22 protein-coding genes are annotated in these 23,954 nt (G+C 59.8%); 5 read left to right on the top strand and 17 right to left on the bottom strand.

Translation table 11 applies throughout. The features are described 5' to 3' along the window. Nucleotides 1-3: 3 nt before the first annotated feature. From AC3IYG_RS11085 to AC3IYG_RS11110, 6 genes are all read right to left on the bottom strand, one after another. A complete protein-coding gene (locus tag AC3IYG_RS11085; RefSeq protein WP_489313752.1) occupies nt 4-789 on the bottom strand; it encodes an IclR family transcriptional regulator in 786 nt (261 codons plus the stop codon). A gap of 89 nt (nt 790-878) precedes the next feature. Beyond that, nucleotides 879-2,465, bottom strand: coding sequence for an MFS transporter (locus tag AC3IYG_RS11090; RefSeq protein WP_489313753.1), 1,587 nt, complete (start codon nt 2,463-2,465; stop codon nt 879-881). Between the two features lie 38 nt (nt 2,466-2,503). Then, the gene (locus AC3IYG_RS11095) at nt 2,504-3,388 is read right to left on the bottom strand and encodes a fumarylacetoacetate hydrolase family protein (RefSeq protein WP_489313754.1); all 885 of its coding nucleotides are present in this window, start codon (nt 3,386-3,388) and stop codon (nt 2,504-2,506) included. A 1-nt stretch (nt 3,389) separates the two neighbouring features. Beyond that, complete coding sequence (locus AC3IYG_RS11100; RefSeq protein ID WP_489313755.1) at nt 3,390-4,340, bottom strand: VOC family protein; 951 nt, start codon at nt 4,338-4,340, stop codon at nt 3,390-3,392. A 66-nt stretch (nt 4,341-4,406) separates the two neighbouring features. Beyond that, a complete protein-coding gene (locus AC3IYG_RS11105) occupies nt 4,407-5,165 on the bottom strand; it encodes an SDR family NAD(P)-dependent oxidoreductase (protein ID WP_489313756.1) in 759 nt (252 codons plus the stop codon). A gap of 51 nt (nt 5,166-5,216) precedes the next feature. Then, nucleotides 5,217-5,453 (bottom strand): ferredoxin, encoded by a 237-nt coding sequence (locus AC3IYG_RS11110; protein ID WP_489313757.1) that lies wholly within the window; start codon nt 5,451-5,453, stop codon nt 5,217-5,219. A 361-nt stretch (nt 5,454-5,814) separates the two neighbouring features. Between AC3IYG_RS11110 and AC3IYG_RS11115 the strand changes: the two genes are divergently transcribed. From AC3IYG_RS11115 to AC3IYG_RS11130, 4 genes are all read left to right on the top strand, one after another. After that, nucleotides 5,815-7,077 (top strand): MFS transporter, encoded by a 1,263-nt coding sequence (locus AC3IYG_RS11115; RefSeq protein ID WP_489313758.1) that lies wholly within the window; start codon nt 5,815-5,817, stop codon nt 7,075-7,077. A 29-nt stretch (nt 7,078-7,106) separates the two neighbouring features. After that, a complete protein-coding gene (locus AC3IYG_RS11120; RefSeq protein WP_489313759.1) occupies nt 7,107-7,427 on the top strand; it encodes a 2Fe-2S iron-sulfur cluster-binding protein in 321 nt (106 codons plus the stop codon). Nucleotides 7,428-7,447: 20 nt separating this feature from the next. Beyond that, nucleotides 7,448-8,683: an NAD(P)/FAD-dependent oxidoreductase gene (locus AC3IYG_RS11125; protein ID WP_489313760.1), complete on the top strand. Its 1,236-nt coding sequence runs from the start codon at nt 7,448-7,450 to the stop codon at nt 8,681-8,683. 81 nt (nt 8,684-8,764) lie between these two features. Further along, on the top strand, nt 8,765-9,598 hold the full coding sequence (locus tag AC3IYG_RS11130; RefSeq protein WP_489313761.1) for an oxidoreductase: 834 nt from the start codon (nt 8,765-8,767) through the stop codon (nt 9,596-9,598). Nucleotides 9,599-9,665: 67 nt separating this feature from the next. Here AC3IYG_RS11130 and AC3IYG_RS11135 read toward each other — a convergent pair whose 3' ends face one another. From AC3IYG_RS11135 to AC3IYG_RS11155, 5 genes are all read right to left on the bottom strand, one after another. After that, nucleotides 9,666-10,016, bottom strand: coding sequence for a nuclear transport factor 2 family protein (locus AC3IYG_RS11135; protein ID WP_489313762.1), 351 nt, complete (start codon nt 10,014-10,016; stop codon nt 9,666-9,668). A 21-nt stretch (nt 10,017-10,037) separates the two neighbouring features. Beyond that, nucleotides 10,038-11,336 carry an MFS transporter gene (locus AC3IYG_RS11140; RefSeq protein WP_489313763.1) on the bottom strand — a complete coding sequence of 433 codons (1,299 nt, stop codon included), beginning with the start codon at nt 11,334-11,336 and terminating at the stop codon, nt 10,038-10,040. A gap of 46 nt (nt 11,337-11,382) precedes the next feature. Next, nucleotides 11,383-12,171: an SDR family NAD(P)-dependent oxidoreductase gene (locus AC3IYG_RS11145; protein ID WP_489313764.1), complete on the bottom strand. Its 789-nt coding sequence runs from the start codon at nt 12,169-12,171 to the stop codon at nt 11,383-11,385. 77 nt (nt 12,172-12,248) lie between these two features. Continuing rightward, a complete protein-coding gene (locus AC3IYG_RS11150; RefSeq protein WP_489313765.1) occupies nt 12,249-13,280 on the bottom strand; it encodes a hypothetical protein in 1,032 nt (343 codons plus the stop codon). 57 nt (nt 13,281-13,337) lie between these two features. After that, entirely contained in the window at nt 13,338-14,615 is a 1,278-nt protein-coding gene (locus tag AC3IYG_RS11155) for a cytochrome P450 (RefSeq protein ID WP_489313766.1), read from the bottom strand. Between the two features lie 454 nt (nt 14,616-15,069). On the opposite strand from AC3IYG_RS11155, the gene AC3IYG_RS11160 reads away from it, so the two are divergent. After that, nucleotides 15,070-15,687 (top strand): TetR/AcrR family transcriptional regulator, encoded by a 618-nt coding sequence (locus AC3IYG_RS11160; protein ID WP_489313893.1) that lies wholly within the window; start codon nt 15,070-15,072, stop codon nt 15,685-15,687. 62 nt (nt 15,688-15,749) lie between these two features. Here the strand turns inward: AC3IYG_RS11160 and AC3IYG_RS11165 are convergent, their stop codons facing one another. From AC3IYG_RS11165 to AC3IYG_RS11190, 6 genes are all read right to left on the bottom strand, one after another. Beyond that, nucleotides 15,750-17,351, bottom strand: a complete 1,602-nt coding sequence (locus tag AC3IYG_RS11165) for a phytoene desaturase family protein (RefSeq protein WP_489313767.1) — start codon at nt 17,349-17,351, stop codon at nt 15,750-15,752. A gap of 100 nt (nt 17,352-17,451) precedes the next feature. After that, nucleotides 17,452-18,273: an SDR family NAD(P)-dependent oxidoreductase gene (locus tag AC3IYG_RS11170; RefSeq protein WP_489313768.1), complete on the bottom strand. Its 822-nt coding sequence runs from the start codon at nt 18,271-18,273 to the stop codon at nt 17,452-17,454. Between the two features lie 31 nt (nt 18,274-18,304). Beyond that, complete coding sequence (locus AC3IYG_RS11175) at nt 18,305-19,123, bottom strand: enoyl-CoA hydratase/isomerase family protein (RefSeq protein WP_489313769.1); 819 nt, start codon at nt 19,121-19,123, stop codon at nt 18,305-18,307. Further along, on the bottom strand, nt 19,120-20,091 hold the full coding sequence (locus tag AC3IYG_RS11180) for a VOC family protein (RefSeq protein ID WP_489313770.1): 972 nt from the start codon (nt 20,089-20,091) through the stop codon (nt 19,120-19,122). The genes AC3IYG_RS11175 and AC3IYG_RS11180 overlap by 4 nt, the downstream gene beginning before the upstream one ends. Nucleotides 20,092-20,174: 83 nt before the next feature. Then, nucleotides 20,175-22,688: an efflux RND transporter permease subunit gene (locus AC3IYG_RS11185; RefSeq protein ID WP_489313771.1), complete on the bottom strand. Its 2,514-nt coding sequence runs from the start codon at nt 22,686-22,688 to the stop codon at nt 20,175-20,177. Between the two features lie 34 nt (nt 22,689-22,722). Then, entirely contained in the window at nt 22,723-23,871 is a 1,149-nt protein-coding gene (locus AC3IYG_RS11190; RefSeq protein WP_489313772.1) for a WD40/YVTN/BNR-like repeat-containing protein, read from the bottom strand. Nucleotides 23,872-23,954: the final 83 nt, after the last annotated feature.

Genomic DNA, 23,954 nt, shown 5'->3' on the forward strand with positions numbered 1-23,954 from the left:
GCCTCAGTAGAGAACGCAAGCCACTTCGTTACAGAACTCGATGAGGGCCTTGCCCATTTCGGCAAGGCCCTCTTCGTCGCGTTGACCACGGAACATCACCGCAGAAACAGTGAAATCGATGTTGTTGGAAGGCGAATAAATCGGCGCCGCGACGGCGAGAATCCCCACCGAAAAATGCCCGTCGTCCATGGCCCAACCCCGCTCGGAGGCCAGTTTCACCTGTTCGCGATACTCCTCCAGCGACAACGGCCGGGCCCAGCGAATTTTCTCGAAGCCGCTTTGTACCAAGGGGTCATCAAGGTCGATCTGGTTGGCGAACAATCGTCCGCTGGCACCCATCAAAATCGGCAGGCGTTGGCCTTCGGCCATGTCAATACGCACATCAGTGGGGCTGGCGGCGGAGCTGACAATCACGATGCGGTCGGCGCTCATCCTCCGCCAGAGAGTGATTGTCACCCGCAGGCGTGCGGCAAGGTTTTGCAGCAGCGGTTTGGCCATTTGTACGCGGTGGCCCTGGGTCACCAGTTGCTCCACTAAACGCGCCAGGCCAAGGCCTACGGAGTAGCGCTTGGACATGGCGCTGAAGTCAACCACGTCCTCTTGCACCAGGGTGCGCAGAATGTTGAAGCATGTGCTGGGGTTTATCGACAACTGCCGCGCAATGTCCACCGAGCGTTCCGGTGTGCCTACCTGGCTGAGGTGACGCAGGATGCGTATAGCGTTGGAAACCGGTTTGACGATTACCGCGTTGGCCGATTTGGTGCTGTCGTTGACGTCAGAGGAGTCCATGCCACATCCCGGTAACTTAATGTTACCGGCATTCTAGCCTGAGAACGAAGCTCGCCGTCAAAGTTTTATCTGGGAATTACCCGAACGCATTAGCTGGTTTGTTTCGCTGGCGGCTGATAGATCAGCCGGCGGGTTTGCAGGTCTTCGCGGCGAAAACGTTCGATTAGCCGTTCCTGGGCATGGTCCGCCTGAGTCACCCGCACCTGCTGGCGCAAGTATTCCAGCCAGGATTCGACAATAAAGCGCTCGCTGTACAGCTGCGGGTCCGCCATATCGCGGTACAGCCGCCAGTTCTGCGCGCCATTGCGCCGCCGGGATTTGCCCACGGTATAAACGGCGGTAAGAAAACCATCGAGGTCTTCGGCTGGCACCTGGTAAACGATCTCGACCGACACCGGACCTTCTGAGTGCGATACCGGGCTGGCCAGCTGCAATTTGTCAGTGACTTGTACCTCGGCGAAGTCGGCTTCCTGGCCCAGCTCCACCCGGCCGTTACGAGTCAGAACAATACCGACCAGCAACAGCACAGCAGACAGCAACAGGCTCTGATTCAACCCAACGAATTCCGCCAGCGCACCCCACACAGCGCCACCGGCGGCCATCGAACCCATTAACGTCAGCACATACACCGACGCCACTCGCGCACGCACCCAGTTGGCGGCGTAGGTTTGCACCACGGTCGAAATGGTCGCATTCACCGCCATCCATCCGAAGCCGGCGAACAGCATCATCGCGCACACCACGTAGCGGTTAGGCGACAGCGCGGCAGTAAATGTGGCCGCCGAGAACGCAATCGCCCCGCAGGCAATCAGCCGTTGCAGGCTAAGTACGCGGTACAGGCGCGGCAAATTGAGTGCAGCCAACACCGCACCGGCGCCGAGAAAGGCCATCAGCAAACCGTAGCCGCCGGCATCCATGCCCAGTTCCTGCTTGGCCACTAGCGGCATCAACGCCCACAAGGCGCTGGCGCTGCTGGTGAATACCAACACCTGTTTCAGTGCACTGAACAATACGGCAGAGTGGCGGATATAGCGCAGGCCGCTGCGCATGCCACCGCTCAAGGTTTCTGGCGGCAAGCCTTCTGAGCGCGACGTTGGCGCCAGCCGGAAGAGAAAAACCATCACTGCAAACATGCACAGAGCAATGACCAGAAATACCGAGGTGGTATTCCAATAAGCGATCAACGCCCCCGCCAACGCCGGGCCTAGTGCGCGAGTGGCATTGATGGCGATGCCGTTCAACGACACCGCTGCGGGCACTTGGTCACGCGACAACACTCCGACCATGGTCACCATCCAGGCCGACATGCCCAAGGCGCTGCCCGTGCCGAGCAGAAAGGTGAATGCCAGCAAACCCCACGCTTCCAGATACGCGCTGTAAGCCAAAGCCCCCAGAACCATCGCGGCAAATACCATCATGGCCTGGGTGATGATCAGCCAACGGCGACGGTCGACCAGGTCGGCAATCACCCCGCCCGGCAGCGCGAACAAAAACACCGGCAAGGTCACGGCGGTTTGCACCAGCGAAACCATGGCTGCCGAGGATGTCAGCGTGGTCATGATCCACGCGGCGCCCACCGTCTGCATCCAGATCGCCAGGTTAACTATCGCGCCTGCCAGCCATAAGCCGCGGAACGCTTTGTTGCGAAACGGCGCCCACGCCGACCCCTCGCTCATCATCACTCCTCAGCGTGAACCGTTAAAAACTGCAGTGTTTATTGGGCCAGTGGTTGGCCCAGGCGTCCGACTTGGCGAGCGGGGCTTAATTTGCGTGGCATCGCCACCATGTTGCGTAGCCGGCCGATGCCTTTGATTTCGGCTTCGACCAGATCGCCAGGCTGGAGAAAACGTCCGGTTTCCAGCCCCACACCATGGCTGGAGCCGGTAAACACCAGATCGCCGGGGCGCAGGCTGATGCGCGCGTCCAGGTAGTTAAGCAGTTCATCCAGGGCAAAAATCATCTGCCGGGTGTTGTCCTGCTGACGCTGTTCTTCGTTGACGCACAAACGCATATTGAGCGCGGGCTGCCCGGTTACGCCCAGCTCATCGGCGCTGACAATCCAGGGGCCGACCGGCGTGGTGCGATCCATGGCTTTTTGGGTTAAAAGGTCCAAACGCCCAATCTGTTTGCCCGCATCCCGCGCGCTGACGTCATTGCCCACCGTGTAGCCCAGCAGGCAGGCGCTGGCATTGGGCTCGTCCAGCAATGGCCGACCAACCACCGCCACCAGTTCCACCTCGTAATCGAGCTGGGTGGTCAGCGGCGGATAGTTGATCTCGTCGTTGGCACCAATCAGCGCCGACTCCGGCTTCATGTACGCCAGCGGGTGCGCCGGCGCATCGCTGCCCAGACGCTTGAGGTGGCTGAGGTAATTGAGGCCAACACCAAACACGCGGCCGCCCGGTTCCAGCGGCGGTAGCAGCTGCGCGGCAGACAACGGCAAGCGCTCGGCTGAAAGTTCGAACGCCTCTAGCGCAGCCGCTGGGCTGAGCCCCGCCCAACTGGCGAACGGCGCGCGAATGCGCCGCAGGCGATAGGTTTCAGCTTCCAGCAGGGCCCAGAACGCTTCCCCGGCCACCGCTACCCGCGCCAGGCGCATATCAGTGCTTGGCCAGGTACGTTGGCAGGTACTCGGCGTCGAGCACTTCTTCCGGGGTTTTCACGCTAGGGCCGAGAATTGGGCCGACCATCTCATGGCCCCACAGGCTGAGTTTTTCCGGGTTCAGCTCATAGGGGTCGCCCTGCCACGGCTCGATTTCAGCAATGGTTTCGAAGGCAAAGCCGGACGGGTTGAAATGGTAGAACGACAGGTGCGGGTCCTGCGCATGTTGGCCGAGGGTCATCATCATCGGCAGTTCGCGCTTGCGCACGATGTCGTAGGTTTCGCCCACGTCACGCACATTTTTCACAAACAGCCCAACATGCTGCACGCCCATGCGGCCTGGGCCGTGGCCGTAGGCGATGTCATGGCTGGTGTGATGGTTGAGTTTGGCGCGGAAGAAACCGGTGCGGCCTTTGCCGGCGCCGGCGCCATACCAATTGAAACCCATCACGTTGAGCAGGAAATTTTCCAGTTCCGGTGTGTAGTCCGGAGTGATCAACACCACATGGCCGGCGCCCCTCTCATCAGCTAAAAAGCCGCTGTGCGGGCGCCCTGGCTGGAACGAGCGTGGCAACCACTTCTGCCCGTAGAACAGTTCGTACTGGTAACCCACGGGGTCGCGGAAGCGGATCAGCTCACGCACACCGCGTTCTTCACAGAGTTCAGCATCGCCACGGGTGAATTCGATATTCGCCGCTGCAAGCTTCTTGATGCCGTCTTCAAAGGCCATGCGCCCTACTGCTTCCCAGCCAATGTAGGCAATGCGATCGATCTTGCCCGGGTGGAAAGCAAAGCGATGACGGCGGTCGTCGATGCGGAAATACAGCGAGTCGGGGTCACTCTCGGGGTTCTTGCCAATCTCAAAGCCCATCACCTGCGGGCCGTATTCACGCCACGCATCGAGGTTGGGGGTTTCGAAGCCCATGTAACCGATACCGATGATGTCCACGTTGTTCACCTTGTTCTTGTTCGAGATGAAGCAGTGCCAGTGGCACCTGCACTATCGCCGCGCGAGCTATATCGCCAGCAAACCGCCGTCGATGACAAAGTCAGAGCCGGTAATGAACGAGGCCTCATCCGAGGCAACAAACACTGCCAGGTTCACAATCTCTTCAGGCTCGCCGGGGCGGTCCATCAATACGCCGTCCAGCAGCATCGCGCGGGCTTTGGGGTTTTCCAGAAACGGTCGGGTGCCAGGTGTGGCGACAAAGCCTGGGCTCAGGCTGACTGCGCGAATGCCGAACGGTGCCCCTTCCACAGCCAGTTGGCGAGTGAAGGACACCACCGCGCCTTTGGCAGCCGAGTGGGCGGAAATACCGGCGACTTTCGAGCCACCCCATGCCGCGGTGGATGACACGTTGATGATCACCCCGCGCTGCTCGGCCAAATGGTTCCAGGCGTACTTGGTGGTATAGAACAGCAGGTCGATTTCGTTACGCATGGTGTACTGCCAATCTTCAATCGACAGCTCGCTGACCAACCCGAAACGTGCGGCGGAGGCGTTGTTGTAGAGAATGTCGATGCGCCCATGCTCGGCGACGGCAGCATCGACCCACGCCTTGGCCTGTTCGTGGTCACCCAGGTCCACGGGCGCAGAGCCGTACAGGGTAAAGCCTTCGGCCTGCATCAATGCTGCGGTCTCTTCGTGGCCTTCGGCGACGAAGTCGCAACCGACCACAATCGCCCCTTCGCGGGCAAAGCGCAGCGCTGCGGCGCGGCCTTGGCCACCACCGGTGCCGGTGATCAAGGCGACTTTGTTTTGTAAACGTCCCATCAGCACCTCCTCAACTCAGTGGTTATCACGTTGCGACTGGCGTTCGCGCAGTCAAATGGCTTCGTCTTCGGAGGTGATGGGTTCCAGCCAGATGGCTTCTGCCGGGCAGGCAGCAGCGCCCTCACGGGCCTCTTCCTCCAGCTCCGGCGGAACACGGGCGTCGTCGAAGTACACCAGGCCATCGGCATCGAGCTTGTACACGCTTGGGCAAATCGCGGCACACAAGCCGTAACCACAGCAGCGGCTACGGTCTGCCACGGCTTTGAATTGCGCTTTTTCTGAACTCATTTTTTTCTCCTCACCAGGTTCAGCCTTGGCAAATTATGAACACTTATTTATTTTATGTGCAATTAATTTTTAGCGCGGATATGCTGATAGTCAGCCGTTGGTGCAGAACATCAGTCGCGGAATCCAAATGGGCTCCAAGCAATGGGATGTTGAACACGACAGAAACCAGAGTGGTTGAAAGGTGGTTGCAGCGCAGAAATTTCGTTTGTCTGTGAGTCAGATAGCTCCGCTAGACAAAGAGAAATTTCCGCTTTTAGTCTGGATACACGATTGGATTCTGTAAGCGGAATCAATAAACGGTGGCTTAACCAGCACCCAATGCAGCGCTTGGCTCAACAAAACCTATAAGGAAGCCAACCCCATGCACCCTTCGAAAAACGAAGCGGCGATCGACCTTGAGGAATTCCGGCAGAGCTGGAAAATCCTCATTTTGTCTGTCTCAGGCGTTGCCATTAGCATCAACGCCGCCCTGCTCTACGGTTTTGGCACCTTGGTGGTGCCGCTGGGCGATGCCTTTGGCTGGAGCCGCAGTGAACTGCAGGCCTGTATTACCTTTCTATTTGGCGGCGCAGTGGTGTCGTTGCAGTTGGTGGGCTGGTTCAACCTTCGCTTCGGCATGAAGCGCGTCACCGTCATCTCACTGCTGTTGCTGTCGCTCGGCTACCTGGCCACCACCCAACTGACCCAATCGATCTGGTCGATGTACATCGCCTTCGCTTTGCTGCCCATCGTTGGCATGGGCGCGCTGGCGGTGACCTGGACGCAACTGTTAACCCTGTGGTTCGACCGCAACCGTGGTTTGGCCTTAGCCATTGGCCTGTCCGGTACCGGGCTCACCGCTGCCACCATTCCCCGACTGATGGCCTGGGGCATTGAACAGTGGGACTGGCGTGCGGCATTTGTGATTCTCGCCTTACTCAACCTATTGGTGCTGCTGCCGCTGATTCTGTTGTGGTTCAAGCTACCCACAGCGGCTGGCAGCCACGACGACGGCAGCGCCATCGCTGAGCTGCCGGGTGTGAGCTTTCGTGAAGGCATGGGTTCGCTGAAGTTCTGGACCTGCAACCTCGCGCTCGGCCTGGTGATTTCTTCGATTGTCGGCATGGTCACCAGCACCGTACCGATGCTGCAAGCCAAGGGGCTTTCAGCGGCAGATGCCACCACCATTTTCAGCTGCTTTGGTATTTCGCTGATCTTCGGCCGCATGTTGATCGGCTACTTGCTGGACCGCCTGTGGCCGCCAGCGGTGTCCGCGGTCAGCCTGGTGCTGCCCGCCGTCGGTTGTTTCATCTACCTGAGCGGTACCACTGAATTTGCACCCCTCATGCTGGCCGCGGTGCTGGTCGGTTTTGGTGCTGGGGCGGAGTTTGATATCGCCGCCTTTCTTATTGCCCGCTACTTCGGCCTGCGCGAATACGGCCGCCTGTTTGGCGTGCACCAAGGATTGAACACCGTGGCCTCGGCGCTGGCGCCGCTGCTGTTCGCTTTCATGCTCGCCCGCACCGGTTCCTACACCGCGATGCTGGTGTACAGCGCCGCCTGCTGCCTGGTCGGCCCGCTGTTGCTGCTGACCCTCGGGCGCCTGCCGCGCTTCAACGCGCACGCGCTACCCAGCCATTCCTGAGCCCCTCCTTAGAAGAACCGGAGCAGACCATGCCCACATTGACGTTTATCGAACACAACGGCACCGAACATCAGGTTAAAGGTGACATCGGCCAATCGGTGATGCAGGCCGCCACCTTTGCCTCGGTACCCGGTATTCCAGCGGACTGCGGTGGCGCGTGCAGCTGCGCCACCTGCCACACCTATGTCGACGAGGCCTGGCTGAACAAAGTGCAAGCGCCAGAAAGCATGGAAAACGACATGCTCGAGTACGCCTTCGAGCGTCGTGACAACAGCCGCTTGAGCTGCCAATTGATCATCAGCGAAGAAATGGACGGCATGGTTCTACACTTGCCTTCGTCGCAATTCTGAATGCGCATCAAGGAGTTCCCATGACCCTCGCCTCAGTCGTTATTGTCGGTGCTGGCCAAGCCGGTTTTCAGGTAGCTGCCTCGCTGCGCCAGGAAGGTTACGAAGGCAGCATTAGCCTGATCGGTGATGAGCCTGGCTTGCCCTATCAGCGCCCGCCGCTGTCCAAGGCGTATCTGCTTGGCAAGATCCAGGAAACCAATCTGCTGTTTCGCCCTGCCGATTTTTACGCCACCCAGCGCATCGACCTGCTGCACGATCAGGCCACCGCCATCGACCGCCTGAACCGTCGAGTAGTCCTGGCCTCGGGCGCGGCAGTCGGTTACGACCACCTGGTATTGGCCACTGGTGCGCACAACCGCCCGCTGCCAGTGCCCGGTGCCGATTTGCCGCAAGTGTTCGGCATTAAAACCAAAGCCGATGCCGATGCCTTGGCGCCGCTGGCTAAAGAAGCGCGCAATGTGGTGGTAGTTGGCGCCGGTTTTATCGGGCTTGAATTCGCCGCCGTAGCTGCTGCTCTGGGCGCCAATGTGCATGTACTGGAGTTAGGCGAGCGGCCAATGGCCCGGGCCGTGTCGCGAGAGATGTCCGAGCTGTTTCGCCAAGCCCATGAAGACTGGGGGGTACATTTCGATTTCCGCCAGGGCCTGAGTCGCATCGATAGCGACAACGGCAAGGTTTGCGCGGTGCAAACCAACGATGGCCGCAGCCTGCCCGCCGACCTGGTGGTGTTTGGCATCGGGGTGATTGCCAACGCTCAACTGGCCACCGAGGCCGGTTTGGCCATTGAGAATGGCATCAAGGTGGACACCAACCTTCTTACCTCTGACCCGCAGATTTCTGCCTTGGGCGACGTCGCCAGTTTTCCCTGCCTACAAAACGATGAACAACACACACGCTTGGAGTCGGTGCAAAACGCTATCGATCAGGCCCGCGCAGTGGCCGCACGGTTGATGGGTAAACCGGCGCCGTACAGCGCCCTGCCCTGGTTCTGGACCGATCAAGGCGACCTGAAGCTGCAAATTGCCGGCCTCTCCAACGGTTACGACAGCACAGTTAGCCTGGGGTCCGCCCAGGACAAACAACTCTCTGTGCTGTGTTTCCGCAACGACCGTTTAGTGGCGGTGGAATCCTGCAACCGCATGGGTGACCACATGGCCGCGCGCAAAATCCTCGTTCGCGCACCCCGGCTGACTGCAGCCATAGCCGCCGCCGATGGCTTCGACCTGAAAGCCTGGGAAGCGGCCAACCGCGACTGACCGCCCCTTTACCGACCAAGCCCGCAGCCGCGCCAGCCTTAGGGCTGAGCGCGGCTTTTTCGTAATTGCTGGAGCGATGCAATGAACAAAGTCTGGTTTATTACCGGTGCAGCCCGTGGCCTCGGCGCTGCGATAGCCAAAGCCGCGCTGGCCGATGGTGACAGAGTGGTAGTCAGTGGCCGGCGTATCGAGCCGTTGGAAAAGGTCTTTGCCGAATACGGTGAGCGCGTATTGGCGGTGGCACTGGATGTCAGCGACGAAGCCCAGGCGCTGGCCGCTGCGCAAAGCGCTGTAGCGCGTTTTGGCCGCATCGATGTGTTAGTCAACAACGCCGGCTACGGCCAACTGGCACCCTTTGAAGACAACTTCAGCAGCGACGCCGACAAGCAGTTCGCCACCAATGTGTTCGGCGTGTTCAACGTGTGCCGCGCCGTACTGCCGGTCATGCGTCAACAACGCAGCGGCCAGGTGTTCAACGTGTCGTCCGTGGGCGGTGTTTTGGGTATGGGTGGTGCGGCGCTTTATTGCGCGTCGAAATTTGCCGTGGAAGGTTTTTCCGAATCCCTGGCCCAGGAAGTGGCGCAGTTCGGCATCAAGGTCACCCTGGTAGAGCCGGGTGTATTTCGTACCGACTTCCTCGACCCTAGCTCCGCCGTATTTGGTGCGCGGGGGCTGGAGGATTACGCAGCGTTCACCGCCAAGGTCAAAGGTGCCTCGGCGGCCTATAATCACCAGCAGACGGGTAACCCGGCCAAACTCGGTGATGCGCTGGTGCAACTGGCCGCCAGTGACAAGGCACCGTTGCGTTACTTGGCGGGGTCGGATGCTTACCAGCAGGTGAGTGGCAAGCTCGGCAAGATGCTCGCGGAGATTGAGGAGTGGCGGGAGTTGTCGTATTCCACGGATGGGGTGTAACGGCGGATAACCGCTGTGCGGTTATTCGCCCTACGAATCTCTGTGGGGCGAATAACCCATTCACCCATTACATATTGATGAAATATCGCACGAACAACTTCCCATCCTCGAACCGATACAACTCCATCGTCTCGATGCCGCCTTCCTGCTCACGGAACGCATTGAGGTGATGGCACGCCGCTTCGTTGCCATTAACGATGCACTGGCGCACCTCGACGCGAATCTTCGGCTGCTGTTGCGCCCACATGCCTTCCAACACTTGCCAGGCGTCGTGCTGCGGCTTGCCAACGTATTCGATACTCAAGCCATTGGCGGAGACGCTGCGGTAATGGGCAAAAAAACCTTCTTTGTCGCCCTTGTTCCAGCAGTCGATCTGGCCGTGCAGGAAGTGTTCAATTGCCTGTTTGTCCATGCTCATATCGTGTTCATCCTGTTTAAGTTAGGCGTGCTGTTGTTGTTGCTGCATTTGCCGTTGGCGGGCAATAAAGGCTGGTTCCATCTTCAGCCACAGCAAAATGGTCGGGCCAATAATCGCGCAGCAGAAACAGCAGACCAGCACCGCCGAATAGTTGCCGTACACGTCATACAGATGACCGAAAAACATCGGTACCAGCCCGGAAACAATGGTGATCAGGCACAGGTGCAGGCCGAAGATCCGCGCGTAGTCCTTGAGGCCGAAATAACGCGCCATTAAGAACGCGGCCAGGTCAAACTCGGCGCCGGCGCCGGCGCCGATGCACAAGGTCGCGACCACCAACAGTGGCGTGTTTTGCGCACCACCAAATAGGAACATCGCGCAGCCCAGCGCCGGCAACGCCAGGCTCACCGCGGCAACCAACGACGGCGAATAGCGGTCCAGCAGGTAACCCACCAGCAAGCGCCCGCCAATGATGGAGATGCCGAAAGTGCTGAACACCTGGGCCGCGTCCTGGGCGCTCAGGCCTTTGCTTTGCAGCATCGGTACCATGTTGGTGACCATGCCCACAGTCAGCGATACCGACAGAATTAGCGCCACGTTAAAGCCCCAGTACATGCCTGAGCGCAGCGCTTGCTTGAAGGTCATGCCCGACAGTTCCAAGGTCTTCTTCTGGGTGGTCGCGTCGGTGCTGATGCGTTCCGTCGGCATGCGCAACCACCGCAACGACAAGGGCAGAGTGAACAGCAATGGCATAGCACCCAGCGCAACAAACGCGGCTTGCCAGCCATAGGCAGCGATCAGTCGCGACAACAGTGGCGGCAGTACCATGGCCATCAAACCGGTGCCGCACAGAATCACCGCCAGCGCCAGGCCACGGTTACGTTCAAACCAGAGGTTGACCAGTTGTGTCCAGGTAATCGCAATGGTGCCGGCACAGACGATAGGCATCGTGAAAAAGGCCAAGTACAACCAGCCAATCGAGCCCTGGATCTGGGTAATGGCGAAGTACCCGACGATCTGCAGCACGATGGAAAAAATCGCCACCCGGCGCATGCCGTAGCGGCGGTACAGCCAGCCGACCACTTGGGTGGATATCGCCACCCCGGCAAACAGAAAAGTGATCGAGGCCTGCAGGTCGCCACGGCTCCAGCCGAAGGCTTGTTCCAGCGGAATAACCAGAGTGCCGAAGGCATATAACAAGGCTGCGGTGATGCTGGTGCAGATACCGAACAAGCCCAGTAGCACCACGCGCCAGCCGCATTTGAATTCGGAGAAATCATTGCCGCCATGGGCGGTGTTGTTGCTTGAATCCGTAGTCATGAGCTAACTCCCGGCGCATGCCGCCGATCGCGGATGCGCGACATGCTTAATGGCCCTTGAGGATTTCTTCGACCTTGGGCAACGCCACCATGGTGGCGCCGCCGTCCACCAGCAACGAGGTGCCGGTGATATAGGACGCCTCGTTGGAGGTCAGAAACAGCACAGCATTGGCAATGTCCGCCGACTCGCCCAAACGCCCTACTGGGAAATGCGCGGCCAACTTGTGCGGCAGCTCGTTGCCGAGGGTTTCGAGCATATGGTCGGTGCCAATCAACCCCGGCTCGACCACGTTGACCAGAATATTCATGGCGCCAAATTCCACTGCTAGGCCACGGGCGAAGGCATTCATAAAGGCCTTACTGGAACCGTAGGCAATAAGCCGTGGCGTGTACTTGCGGTTGGCTTCGCCAGAGGAGATGAAAATCAGCCGGCCTTTGTCGGCGGCTTTCGAGAGATAGGGGGCACTGTCCTTGGCCAACCAGAACAACGATTGGATGTTGCTACGGACAATGTGATCGAAGGTGTCGTCGGCCATCTCGGCGATCAGCCCATGGCTGGTATCTGCAGCGCAATGTACGACGATGTCCAGACCGCCGAAACGCTCGACGCCGCCCGCCACCATGGACTTGATCGCGTCACGGTCGGCGATATCGCCGCCCACCAGGCAGGCTTCACCGCCTAGGGCGATGATCTGCTCGATGGTTTCTTCGCCATATTTAGCGGTACGCGCCGACACCACCACCTTGGCGCCTTCGCGGGCATAAGCCAGGGCAATTGCCCGCCCCATGCCGCGGCCGGCACCGGTGACCAGCACTACTTTGTCGCGGAATTTCATCGCGGTTCCTCATTGTTTTTATTAGTTGAGGTGCTGTACGCCGGGCAGTTAAGCACTGCCCGGCGGATTGCTGCGGCTTACAGATCTTTACCGGGCACGTTACGAGCCGAACCGTTGCGTCGGTCCGACTCACCCCAACCCAGCCAGTGCGACGGTTCGCGGGTATCGCCAACCCGGCGCCAGCGCCCTTCTTGCTGGGCAGTAATGGGGAAACCGCCAACGAAGTCGATCATCTCGCCTTTTTCGTCCGGCAAGAATTCCCACTCTTCCTTGCCTTCCAGCACGATCTTGGCCGACTTCAGGAAGTAGCTTCCGTCCTTGTGCACGGTTTGCCCTTCGATATCGGTGGTAACCCGTACTTCACCTTTTTCATTGTTGAAGATGGCGTAACCCAGGTGGTCGTGACCGACCATGAACGAGCCGGTATCCCAGGTGCCGTCTTTGTAAACGGTCACGAACGACCACCAGATCACATGCTTGTTGTTGTTCACCACCAAGTCTTTCTTGAAGTGAATGGCGCCACCTTCAGCCATGTAGAACTGATCCAGCGCCATGGCACCTTTTACCGGGCGACCTTCGCACACGCCGGAGATATCCCAGAGTTGGGAGACGTAGAACGTGCCCCAATCCACGCCCGGCAAGTACCACTGCAAACCTGGGCCGAGTAGACGGCCTTCGAGGTGGAACAACCCATCTTCTTTCCAAGTCAGGCGCTCGCTGTTGGCGGTAATTTCCCAGACATTGCCAGCTTCACCGGGCTGGTTGGTCCAGCGCACGGTATCGCCTTCCAGGGTTTGCACGGGCATCGGTGTCAGGGCCTGCTTGGCCATCTTCTCGTAGTCCATGCGCAGGTTGGCGTTGTCGACCTGGTTGTTCAGGTAGAAGAACTTTGTGGGGTTTGGCGTGCCGTTGGGGGCCATCAGCGAACGCACGAATGAATAGATATTGCCCTCTTCATCGCGCACCGAACCGAATGGAGAGCTCTTGCTCAACTGCAGGCCGAAGAAGCCTCGCTCGGCAGCCATGGAGGCGCCGGTAACTTTGTGCGGCCCAACCAACTGCTGAAAGCCGAAATCACCGCGTTCTGGAATGGTTCTGAACGTTCTCATAGTGCCCTCTGTTGTTTTTGTAAGGCTTAAGGTGAGCTTGCAGTGCCGTGGTCTGTATCAGTCCCAGATCACCGGGAGCTTGGACACACCGCGCAGTTGCGCTCCGCCGATCTCCGGTGCCGGTTGGCTGGGATCTAGGCGCAGGTTCGGGAACAGGTCGAGGATGGCGTTGACCGCGCAGCTGATCTCCACCTTGGCAACGAATTGGCCGATGCACATATGCGGGCCAAAACCGAAGCCAAAGGAAGGTTTTGGTTTGCGGTCGATGTCGAATACATCGGGGTTTTCAAAGGCGTCTTCGTCACGGTTGGCGGACACCACCATGCATTGCACGAACGAGCCTTTTGGAATTTTCACGCCGTGAAATTCCACTTCCTTGGCTGTTTCACGCACCTTGAAGGTGGCCACCGGTTCAAAGCGGGTGGTTTCGTCCATTAGTTTGCCAATCAGCGAGCGATCGGCTTTCACCCGCTCCAGCAACCCCGGTGTGGTCAGCAGCAGGGTCATCACCGAACCAAACATGCGGGTAGTGGTTTCCCCGGCGGCCGGCAGCAGCGAACGGGTGAAGGTGATGACCTCATGATCATCCAGGGTGCGGCCTTCGTATTCGGCGCGCAGCAAGCGGCCAACCACGTCGTCACCCTGGCTGCCTTCGGCGCGACGCTGCTTCACCACCTCGGCGAGGGCGTCGTACAGCCCTTTCACTGCGATACCGGCCTGGCGCCGCGCTTCAACCATCTTGTTCGGATCAATCTGATTGCCGCCGACGATGGCCAGTGCCCAAGCGGCGTATTGCTTGTATTTGGAAGGCTCGTCGGAGGGAAAACCCATCAACGCATACATGATGCGGATCGGCAGTTCCAGGCCAAATTTCATCAGGTCGGCTTTTTTCGCCGGCAGCATCGGTTGGATGTATTCCTCACGGATAACCTGGTCGATCTGCGGTCGCCACTTGTTCACGGTTTCCGGCATGAACGCCGGTTGCAGCAAGGCGCGTACTTTGCGGTGCTCGTCACCGTCCATGGCCAGAATGATCAGCCCATCGAAAAACGCCCCTAAGCCTTCGGCAATAAATCCGCTGGTGTAGGTGGCACCGTCGCGCAACACGGTCATCACGTCCTGATATTTGAACAAGGCGTAGGTCGGGCGAGTGCCCTGTTGGGTGCCAGCATTGGTGGGTACACCGAACTGGGTGATGAAGTCGCCTTCGTAGATTGGCGATTTCAACCGTTGTTCGCGGCATACCGCATGGATGTCCAAGTCTGTACCGCGATACATCTCCGACACGGCGGAATAGGCGGTTGCCAGGTCCAGTGCGGCGCTTTCGTTGTTCATCAGTATCTCCTGTCGTTTGCCATCGGCTGCACACTGAAACTCCTTGCGCGCAGCGACATCGGGGAACTAGTTTCTTCTGGCTGGCGAGACTCGCGAAAACGCAGCGCGACAACAGCAACGGGGTCGAAAACCAAAGGCCAGCAAACCGGTAACTGCAGGTGTGACATCGACGAGTCTCTTGTTTTTATTCTTCATCGCACCAAGACTGTCCGGCTGCGGACCCTCGGCGTTTGAGCTTGCCAGCAGGTTTTGTGGCCTTCGCCCAACCTGCCAACCGATGGTAAGCGCTAGCGTCTGAACCGGCAGGCCTCTTCGTTTGACCTAGGGTCAAACGAAGAGGCCTGGAGGGAAATGCTTCAAGGTATGAATCACACGGCCAATGCGGCATGAGGAGTGCGAAGTGGCGGTAAAGGGCAAGACGGCAGAAGGTGGCGAACAGGGCAAACGCAACACCATGAATCGCCTGCTCGCCGCGGCGCGGGTGGAGTTCGCCAGCAAGGGCCTGGCAGGCGCGAGAGTGGAAGAAATTGCCCGCGACGCCGGGGTTACCAAGCAGCTGGTCTACCACTACTACGGCTCAAAGGAAGGCTTGTTTGTGGCGGTGCTGGATGAGTCTTCGGACAACATCATGTCCGAGCTGGTGAACCTGAATGTCGAACAATTGGCCCCACCATTGGCCATGCGCACCCTGCTCAACCACTTCTTCGACCAATACCGCTTCGACCCCTTTCTGGGCAGCCTGGCGCTTGAAGGCATCCGCTACCATGATGCGCACCAGACACCGCGCAACCGTTTTCTCGAGTTAGCCCCGGCACTCATCAGCAAGCTGGAAGCGATACTTGTGCGCGGAGCGGCCAGTGGCGATTTCCGAGCCGGGATAAACCCTCGGCTATTGCTGGCCAGCGCTTCCCTGGTGACCACCGGCTGGTTCACCAATAGCTATTCGATGTCCGCACTCGCCGGTGTGGATACGAACTCAGCAGAAGGCATGGCGACCTGGCGGGAGTATTCGGCGGACTTTGTGTTGGCGAGTATTTCGTTGGGTGCAGAAAAAAACGCTGACAGCCTTTAACAGCCGCCAGCGTCACACCAACCTGGGCGATCCGCAGACGGACCGCCCTACAGCCGAATCAATTACCCGTTTTTCTGCAAATACTTGCTCACCCGCTTAGCCGCCAACCGCCCGGCCATGCCGTTCACCCCACCGCCTGGATGAATGCCGGCGCTGCCCAGATACAAGCCAGCCACCGGCAAGGTATCGCCACCCAATCCATACGCAGGGCGCATGGTGCTGGAGCGCATTGAGGTGGTGTCGATATGCACCACACAGCCATTTACGGTGTTCAAGCGCGCGGTAAAGTCCGGTGCGGCTTCGATATGCCGGCCAATCACCTGACCCTTGATGCCGTCGATGTAGTCGTACAGCTGTTCCTGCACCTGGTCGGCGACCCGCTCGCGCAGCGCGTCCCAGCCTTCGTTGGGGTTCACCGGCATCACTGGCGGGTAGATGTACAGCACATCTTGACCGGCCGGCGCCTGTGAGGGGTCGGCCGCGCTCGGTGCGGCCACAGTGATATAGGGCAGCTTGGGAACCTCGCCACGGGCGCAGGCGGAGAAGTTTTCCAGCACCGCTTCTTCGGTGCCGATCAGCATCACGGTTTTGCGCAGGTCCACGTCGTCGCCGCGCGCTGCGGCAAAACGTGGCAGAGAAATCTGCCCACGTAGGGCGACGTCCACCTTCAGTGGGCCGGAGCCCTTGCCGTTGGCTGGCGCCATAGCGATGCGGGTCAGCAGATGCTTGGGGATCTCGCCACTGGTAACCATATCCAGCGCCGGTTTCGGGTGGCAGCCAGCGATCACCGCACGCGCAGTGAATTCACGACCATCGGCTAGCTTCACACCTTTGATCTGGCCGTCCTTGGCGACGATTTCACTCACGCTCGCCGACACCAGCACCTGCCCGCCTAGTTCTTCCAGGCGCGCCCGCATGGAATTGCTCAACTGTTGCATGCCACCTATTACTCGGCCCACGCCGAAGCGATGGAGGAAGCCCAGCAAGGCGTAATAGATGCCACCGCCATCGGCAGTGATATCACCCGCCAGGCCAGTGAGTGCACACATGGCGGAAATCGTCACCGGATGCTCGAAACGCTCGCGAGCCGCTTGCCGCGCGGAGCCAGTCATCAAGGCCATCAGTTCAGGCTTCAAGGCTTTGTGCTTAATCGCGGTACCGAGCATCTTCAGCTTCACACCGAGGTTCAGCTTGGCCGGGTCGACCCGCATCATCGGCAAGGCGATGTCGAGGAACATGTCGATGACCTTCATGAACTCAAGAAACGCCTCAGCGTCCTTGCTGCTGAAGCGGCGAATCTCGGCAGCGGTTTTCTCCCGGTCGCGCCAAAAGATCAGTGATTGGCCATCCGGATGCAGGTAGATATAACCCGGCGCCAGCTCCACCGATTTGAGGCCATGGCGCTCCAGTTCCAGCTCGGCCAGCACATGGGAGTGCACGCGCATCGACATCATGTCCAGGGCACAGGGGTGAACCAAGTGCTGGGGCGCTTCGGGTATCAGGTAGCCAGACGATGCCATACCGCCGACCTTGTCCAACGCCTCTAGCACCAGCACTTTCTTGCCTTCCATACCCAGGTAGCAGCCTGCCGACAGGCCATTGGTGCCGCCGCCGACTACGATCACATCGAAGTCGGTGTTTCCCGCTTGTTGGTTCTGGTTCATTACATGCTTCCATGTCGAAGTTCAACCACAGCGGCCCACGGCGGCAGTGGCTGCAAAGATGAGCCATAGCGCGCAACGAGCACGCCGTGGCAGCAACGAGCTACATGCCGGTACGGCCCATCTGTGCGAACAGCGCGCGCACGGCCACCAACGATGGCGTATGGCTGCTGAAACCACCGTCGGCGACCAGCGTGGTGCCGGTGACAAACGACGATTCATCGCTGGCCAGGAACGCCACTACGTCAGCGATCTGCCGGGGTGTGCCGAGCTCGGCGGTGCAGTGGTTGTCCCGCAGAATTTCCAGCAGCGGCTCGGGCATGGCGTGCTCGGAAGGCGCCAGGCCGATCTGCACGGCATTGCCGCGAATGCCTTGCTTGCCGTACTGCGAGGCCACCATGCGCGGCAGCATCATCAACCCGGCCTTGGAGGTGGCGTAGCCGGTGAGGGACATATCGCCCTGCATGCCCAGGCCCGAGGTGGCGAAAATAATCGAGCCTTTGCCGTTCTCCAGCATCACCGGAATCACATGCTTGGTACACAGCACCGCGCCACGCAGGTTGACGGCGATAGCACGGTCCCAGGCCTGCATGTCGAGGTTGACGAAGTCGCGGTCGAGTTGGCGTTGTTCGGCATTCAGAATCGCGGCGTTGTTGTGCAACACGTCGATGCGGCCAAAACGCTGCTTAACCTGAGCGACCATCGCTTGCACATCGTCTTCGGAGGATACATCCGTGCGAATCGCCAGGGCTTGATGGCCCTCGGCAATCAGCGATTGAGCCACTGCGCTAGCGCCATCAAAATTGATATCGACCACGGCAATGCTTGCGCCATGGGACGCCAATACGCGTGCGCACTCGGCGCCCAGGCCGCCACCGGAGCCGGTGATAATCGCCACGCGCCCTGCCAGTTTTCCTGTACTCATACCCTGTTCCTTCTTGTTTTCAGTCGGCTGTTTATTCGCCGGTAAAACGGGGTTCGCGTCGTTCGCTGAACGCCTGAGCCGCTTCGCGGGCATCCTTGGTGGGGGCCAGCAAGGCGAACAGGTCCAGCTCCAGGTTCAAACCGCTCTTGAGGTCTAGTTCCAGAGCTGCGCGGGCAGCCTGTTTTACAAAGGCCGATGCCGTGGGTGGCTTGCTGGCAATGCGCTGAGCAAAGGCGCGCACCTCCTCCAGCAACTGGCCGTTGTCGCTGGCCAGCCGGCTGACCAAGCCAATACGCTGCGCCTGTTCGGCTGTCATGCGGTCGCCGGTGAGCAGCATGTCCAGCGCTTGGCCAGGCGCTACCACGCGGGACAACCGCTGCGTACCGCCACCACCGGGAATCAGGCCAAGGCCGGTTTCCGGCAGCGCGAACACGGCGTTCGGCGCGGCGAAGCGAATGTCACAAGCCAGCACCAGTTCCAGGCCACCGCCCATGCAGTAACCATGGATAGCGGCAATCACCGGTTTGGCGACAGTGTCCAGGGCTTCGATCCAGCGCGCGTTTTCCATGCGCTGGCGCACTTGCAAGCTGGTCTCCGGGACACGGCGTTCCTTGATATCGGCACCGGCACAAAAGCCGCGCTCGCCTTCGCCGCGAATGACAATGACGCGGATGTCAGGGTCTATCTGCAGCAACGCCAGGGCCTGTGGCACGCCTACGCGGATATCGTCGTTTATGGCGTTGATCTGCCCCGGACGGGTCAACACTACCCAACCGACCATGGCCTCACGTTCGAGGCGCACGGCATCGTTGATCACTACAGAGGACGTTGGGTTTTGCTCTGCGCTCATGCAGGGCACTCCTCGAACTCGAACACTTGGCCATCCAGCTCTTGCGGGTCGATCTTGATCAATGCGCGGCCACCGACCGCTTCCGAAGATTCAATCCACTGGAACTTGGTGCCGCGTGCGCGCAGGTCTTCAGCCTTGGCCGCCAGGTCGTTAACACCGATGCGGATGTAGTACGGGCCTGGGCCCCAGTTGTTCACATAGTGGCCGGCGTCGGTGTTCCAGTACGTAGCTTCCAGCACGTCGAGGGTGGCGCTGTTGGGCACGGTAAAACCCATGCGAGCACGGCGATAGCCTTCGCTGCGGATGCTTTCCACCGGGCCGCTCGGCTCCCAGTCGAGGTTGGTCGAGACCTTACGCAGGGTTTCGTCGAGGTCGCGCACTAAGAAGCCACGGGCGGTGACGCGAACCATGTCGCCAGGCTTGAGGTCGCGCGGCTGCATCGGCGGCAGTTGGTAGGTTTCCGGCGGCATCTGCAACGGCTCGGTGGGCATGATTTCAATGCACAGGCCGCCATCCACCGATGGCTGGTAATAGGGTTTTTCCGGGGTAGCGCCCAGCCAGAGGCGGTCGAACGGCATTTCCGGGGTGCGTTGAGCCATGCGGAACGGCAGGCGACGACGCATCAACTTGTCCACCAGGGCATCGAACTTGTCGCCATGCAGCGCCAGGACGATGGAGTGAGTAATCATCGGCCGATGGTGGCCCTGGAAGTCCTTCAGGCTTTCCAGGAAATCGTGGAACAGCGGGTCGCCGGGGTTGGGCCGGTCCAGGTGCCACTGTGGCTCGATGCGCGTGGGCGACACCGCCAAGGATTTGTGCACGCGCAGAAAATGCGCGATGTACGGATGATTGTCGAACGCTTGACGCCAGCGCTCGTGCTTGTAAATGCCGAGCTTGTCCACCAGCTTTTCCGTCATCCCATCTGGGTCCGGAACCATCATGTCGGCACTCATCAACAATTCAAACATAGCAATCTCCTTCCAATAGCTGGCCAGGACGCTAGCCTTGGCCGATAAGTCAGTGGAGCCCGCCGTCTGTGCGGCGGACTCGGTCAATGAGCAGAAATCGCCTGGGTGTTGCTGTCGGTCTGCTTGCTGGCGGCCTGCTTGCACGAGGGCCGCGGGTCATCGGCGCCGAGGGTCTCGACAACCGTGACGGTGGTCTTCGGGTTGAGCAGGAAATGCGACAGCGCTGGGATGAGGATCAACGCGCCGAGCATGTTCCAGAGGAACATGAAGGTCAGCAGGATGCCCATGTCGGCCTGGAACTTGATCGGTGACCAGGCCCAGGTAACGACCCCGGCCGCCATGGTCAGGCCGATCAGCGCCACCACGCGGCCGGTGAAATCCAACGAGCGGCGGTAGGCGACGGCCAGCGTGCCACCGCGCTCCTGCACTGCGAGCTGTACGCTGAGCAGATAGAGCGCGTAATCCACCCCCACACCCACACCAACGGCGATCACCGGCAGGGTTGCCACCTTGAGGCCGATGCCCAGCCAGACCATCAATGCCTTGCAGATAATCGTGGTCATGATCAGCGGAATCAGCGCGACCACCGTGGCGCGCCAACTGCGGAAGGTCAGCAGGCAGAGCAGCGCCGTGGCGCCATACACCGCGAGGTACATGGTGACGATGCCCTTCTCCACTTCGATGTTGGTGGCGGCTTCGATCCCGGCATTACCGGCGGCCAAGAGAAATTGGATCGGCTGCTCGGCATCCGCCGCGGTGTTGTATTTCGCCGCGAACGCCTCTGTGACCTGTAGCACACGGTTCAACGTATCGGCCTTGTGGTCTGCCAGATAGGCGATCAGCGGCGTGACCGAGCACTTCTGGTTGGTAATGCCCGGCGACGAGATCATCGCCGCGTCCACCGACGAGTTGGTGATCGCCTGGTCGCGACTAATGGTCAGCCACTTGGCACTGCCTTCGGCCATGCCCGAGGTCACGAAACGCACGGTTTCTGCCAGCGAGCTGGTGGTCTGCACGCCCTCGGTCTGGCGCAGGCGCCAGACCAGGCGATCCATGGTTTGCAGGGACTGATAGAGGCGGCAGCTGTCCTCGTTGGTCTTCATGATGACCACGAACTGGTCGCTGGACAGGCCGTAATGTTCGGTGATGTAAGCGCTGTCACGGTTGTAGCGCGAATCGGGACGCAGCTCAGGCGCGCCAGGATCGAGATCGCCGATCTTGAGGTCGAGCATAACCACGCCGCACACCACCGTAACGACGACCGACAAAGCGATCACCACCGTCGCCCAGCGGCGCTCAGTGAAGCGATCCAGACCGTGCCAGATATGCCCCAGCACGCCGCGATTCTGCTCGTCGGCGCGGTCCTTCTCAATGGCGATCCGCGCGGCCTTCTTGCTCACGCCGATATAGGACAGGGCGACCGGGATCAGTAGCAGTTTGGTGAAGATCAGTACCGCCACGCCGATGCTGGTGGTAATGGCCAGATCGCGGATCACCGGAATGTCGATGATCACCAGCACGGCGAAACCGACGATATTGCACAACAGTGCGGTGAGCCCGGTGAGGAACAGGCGCCGGAAGGTGTAGCGCGCCGCGATGTACTTGTGGGTGCCGCGGCCAATGTCCTGGAGAATGCCATTCATTTTCTGCGTGCCATGGGAAATCCCGATGGCGAAGATCAGAAACGGCACGAGAATCGAATACGGGTCCAGCTCGTAACCGAGCAGTTGCATCAGCCCCAGCAGCCAGACCACCCCCGCCACCGCGATACCCACCAGCAACAGTGTGCTGCGCAGGCAACGGGTATAGAAATAAACGAACAATGCGGCGATCACCACCGAGGCACCGAAGAACATCATCACGGCGTAGAGGCCGTCGATCAGATCACCCACCAGCTTGCTGAAACCGACGATATGGATGCCGATCTTGTCGCTTTGCAACGAGCGTATCTGCTCTTCCAACAGGGTGGAGAACTCGCCGTAGTTCAGCGGTTCGCCCGTCTGCGGATTGTTGTCGAGCAACGGCGCGACGATCATGCTCGAGGTCGCGTCGTTGGCCACCAGGCTGCCGACGATGCCCGCGCGATTGATATTGCGCCGCAGGGCGTCGACCGAGGCGGCGCTGCCATCGTAGTCGGACGGCATGACCGCACCGCCATCGATACCCTCTTCGGTGACTTCCTTCCAGCGCACGATCGGCATCCACAGCGACTTCATCCAGGAACGGTCGATGCCGGGAATCAGGTAGAGCTTGTCGTTGATCTCCTGCAAGGCTTGCAGGTACTCAGGATCATAGATGTCGCCCTGCTTGTTCTCCACCACCACGCGGATGCTGTTGCCCAAGCCAGGCAGCTGATCTTTGTAGGCCAGGTAGTTCTTGATATAGGGGCTGGAGCTCGGAATCATCCGCTCGAAGCTGGCATTGACTTGCAGCCGCGTCGCGAAGAAACCCAGCACCAGCGTAGCGAGCAGACAGGCAACGACGACCAGCATGCGGTGACTGAAAATAATCCGCTCGAGGAGCCCCCCGGACGACTTGTCGAAGTCCTGAAGGTTCGGAATTACTGGCATCCCGCTGTTGTACTTTTGCTCTACCATTTCTGCTCACTCACTGAAAAATCGTACCGGCAAGTCATTTTGCCTGGGCGATCTCGACGACCTGGGCGCCGGAAAAACGGGTCACGACCAACTTACCGGCCTTGTCGGTTGCGCTGGCTGCATAGACTTCCCCAGCATTGGCCGCTCGCAGCGGAGTGACCTGCAGATTGCCGCGATCGAGGGCGATCATCTCGCCGCTCTGGCTGACCAGAATCAGTTGTCCGTCTTGCTCGACTGCGCTCACCAGGTTGGCATTCAGGCCCGTCTCGACCTTCATCCACTCCAGGCCCTGGTCACGGCTGACGAACAGGTTGCCGCGTAGGCCATGCACCAGCAGCAGATCGCTGAAGGCGCGTACCCCGAAGTAGGTGCCGGTATAAGGGGTTTCCTGCATGAGAAAACGCTGTGACTGTGGGTCAAGGTGCATCAGCAAACCTTGCTCACCGCTGACGAAGAAGCGCCCCTGGTATTCGGCCAAGGCATACAGGTGCATGCGCCGGTCGTTTTCCGTGCGCTCGATCCAGGGTTCCCAGGTGGCGCCATCATCGGTGCTACGCAGGATCATGCCGAAGGCGCCGACGACGAAACCCTGGCCATTGGCGTCGAACAACACATCGAGCAAAGGCGCCGCCAGGACATCGGGACTCGCCGAGGTGGCCATCGCCAGGTCGATTTCCTGGAGCATGTCCTGCGCGGCCGAATCGCCATTGCTGGCGCGCCGCCCATAAAACTCGCGTAACAGGCTCAGCAGGCTACGGCCGTCCAGTTGCACTGCCCAACTGCGCCCCCCATCTCGGGTGTGCAGCAACAGCGAGTCATGGCCGACAATCCAACCGTGCTGGGCATCGCGAAAGCGCACCTGCACCAGGTCGCTGGCGACCGGGCTCGGCACCTGCACCCAACTCTTGCCGCTATCGGAAGAGCGCAGGATCAAGCCATGCGGGCCAACGCTGAACAGATCGTTACCCGCCCGCGCCACACCGATCACCGGTGCTGGCAGGCGGGTATCGATCTGCTGCGCCGGCTCGGCCAGGGCATCGATACTGGCAGAGGGCACCGCCTCGGCAGCCACCACCAGCACCGTAGAAAAAACCGCGATGATCGACAGCAGGGATCTGCGCAACTGCCGTATCAGCTGGCAGGTGCGCAACAGGCAGGACATCTCAAGGTCAGGGCCAATCATTTTTTTTATCCTCAACCGCACAGGGGCAGGCTGCCGCGCTTTCGCGCGTAGAGCGAATGCCTACCCACTGCCCGTAAAACCTA

The sequence above is a fragment of the Pseudomonas sp. KH_027 genome, from assembly GCF_057838565.1.

What these genes read in the sequence shown, in the direction of transcription:
- AC3IYG_RS11120 (WP_489313759.1), top strand. Translation starts at nt 7,107, where the DNA reads ATGCCCACATTGACGTTTATCGAACACAACGGCACCGAACATCAGGTT.
- AC3IYG_RS11130 (WP_489313761.1), top strand. Translation starts at nt 8,765, where the DNA reads ATGAACAAAGTCTGGTTTATTACCGGTGCAGCCCGTGGCCTCGGCGCT.
- AC3IYG_RS11145 (WP_489313764.1), bottom strand. Translation starts at nt 12,171, where the DNA reads ATGAAATTCCGCGACAAAGTAGTGCTGGTCACCGGTGCCGGCCGCGGC.
- AC3IYG_RS11085 (WP_489313752.1), bottom strand. Translation starts at nt 789, where the DNA reads ATGGACTCCTCTGACGTCAACGACAGCACCAAATCGGCCAACGCGGTA.
- AC3IYG_RS11190 (WP_489313772.1), bottom strand. Translation starts at nt 23,871, where the DNA reads ATGATTGGCCCTGACCTTGAGATGTCCTGCCTGTTGCGCACCTGCCAG.
- AC3IYG_RS11090 (WP_489313753.1), bottom strand. Translation starts at nt 2,465, where the DNA reads ATGAGCGAGGGGTCGGCGTGGGCGCCGTTTCGCAACAAAGCGTTCCGC.
- AC3IYG_RS11125 (WP_489313760.1), top strand. Translation starts at nt 7,448, where the DNA reads ATGACCCTCGCCTCAGTCGTTATTGTCGGTGCTGGCCAAGCCGGTTTT.
- AC3IYG_RS11175 (WP_489313769.1), bottom strand. Translation starts at nt 19,123, where the DNA reads ATGAGCGCAGAGCAAAACCCAACGTCCTCTGTAGTGATCAACGATGCC.
- AC3IYG_RS11115 (WP_489313758.1), top strand. Translation starts at nt 5,815, where the DNA reads ATGCACCCTTCGAAAAACGAAGCGGCGATCGACCTTGAGGAATTCCGG.
- AC3IYG_RS11135 (WP_489313762.1), bottom strand. Translation starts at nt 10,016, where the DNA reads ATGAGCATGGACAAACAGGCAATTGAACACTTCCTGCACGGCCAGATC.
- AC3IYG_RS11095 (WP_489313754.1), bottom strand. Translation starts at nt 3,388, where the DNA reads ATGCGCCTGGCGCGGGTAGCGGTGGCCGGGGAAGCGTTCTGGGCCCTG.
- AC3IYG_RS11105 (WP_489313756.1), bottom strand. Translation starts at nt 5,165, where the DNA reads ATGGGACGTTTACAAAACAAAGTCGCCTTGATCACCGGCACCGGTGGT.
- AC3IYG_RS11140 (WP_489313763.1), bottom strand. Translation starts at nt 11,336, where the DNA reads ATGACTACGGATTCAAGCAACAACACCGCCCATGGCGGCAATGATTTC.
- AC3IYG_RS11160 (WP_489313893.1), top strand. Translation starts at nt 15,070, where the DNA reads ATGAATCGCCTGCTCGCCGCGGCGCGGGTGGAGTTCGCCAGCAAGGGC.
- AC3IYG_RS11110 (WP_489313757.1), bottom strand. Translation starts at nt 5,453, where the DNA reads ATGAGTTCAGAAAAAGCGCAATTCAAAGCCGTGGCAGACCGTAGCCGC.
- AC3IYG_RS11180 (WP_489313770.1), bottom strand. Translation starts at nt 20,091, where the DNA reads ATGTTTGAATTGTTGATGAGTGCCGACATGATGGTTCCGGACCCAGAT.
- AC3IYG_RS11165 (WP_489313767.1), bottom strand. Translation starts at nt 17,351, where the DNA reads ATGAACCAGAACCAACAAGCGGGAAACACCGACTTCGATGTGATCGTA.
- AC3IYG_RS11185 (WP_489313771.1), bottom strand. Translation starts at nt 22,688, where the DNA reads ATGGTAGAGCAAAAGTACAACAGCGGGATGCCAGTAATTCCGAACCTT.
- AC3IYG_RS11150 (WP_489313765.1), bottom strand. Translation starts at nt 13,280, where the DNA reads ATGAGAACGTTCAGAACCATTCCAGAACGCGGTGATTTCGGCTTTCAG.
- AC3IYG_RS11170 (WP_489313768.1), bottom strand. Translation starts at nt 18,273, where the DNA reads ATGAGTACAGGAAAACTGGCAGGGCGCGTGGCGATTATCACCGGCTCC.
- AC3IYG_RS11155 (WP_489313766.1), bottom strand. Translation starts at nt 14,615, where the DNA reads ATGAACAACGAAAGCGCCGCACTGGACCTGGCAACCGCCTATTCCGCC.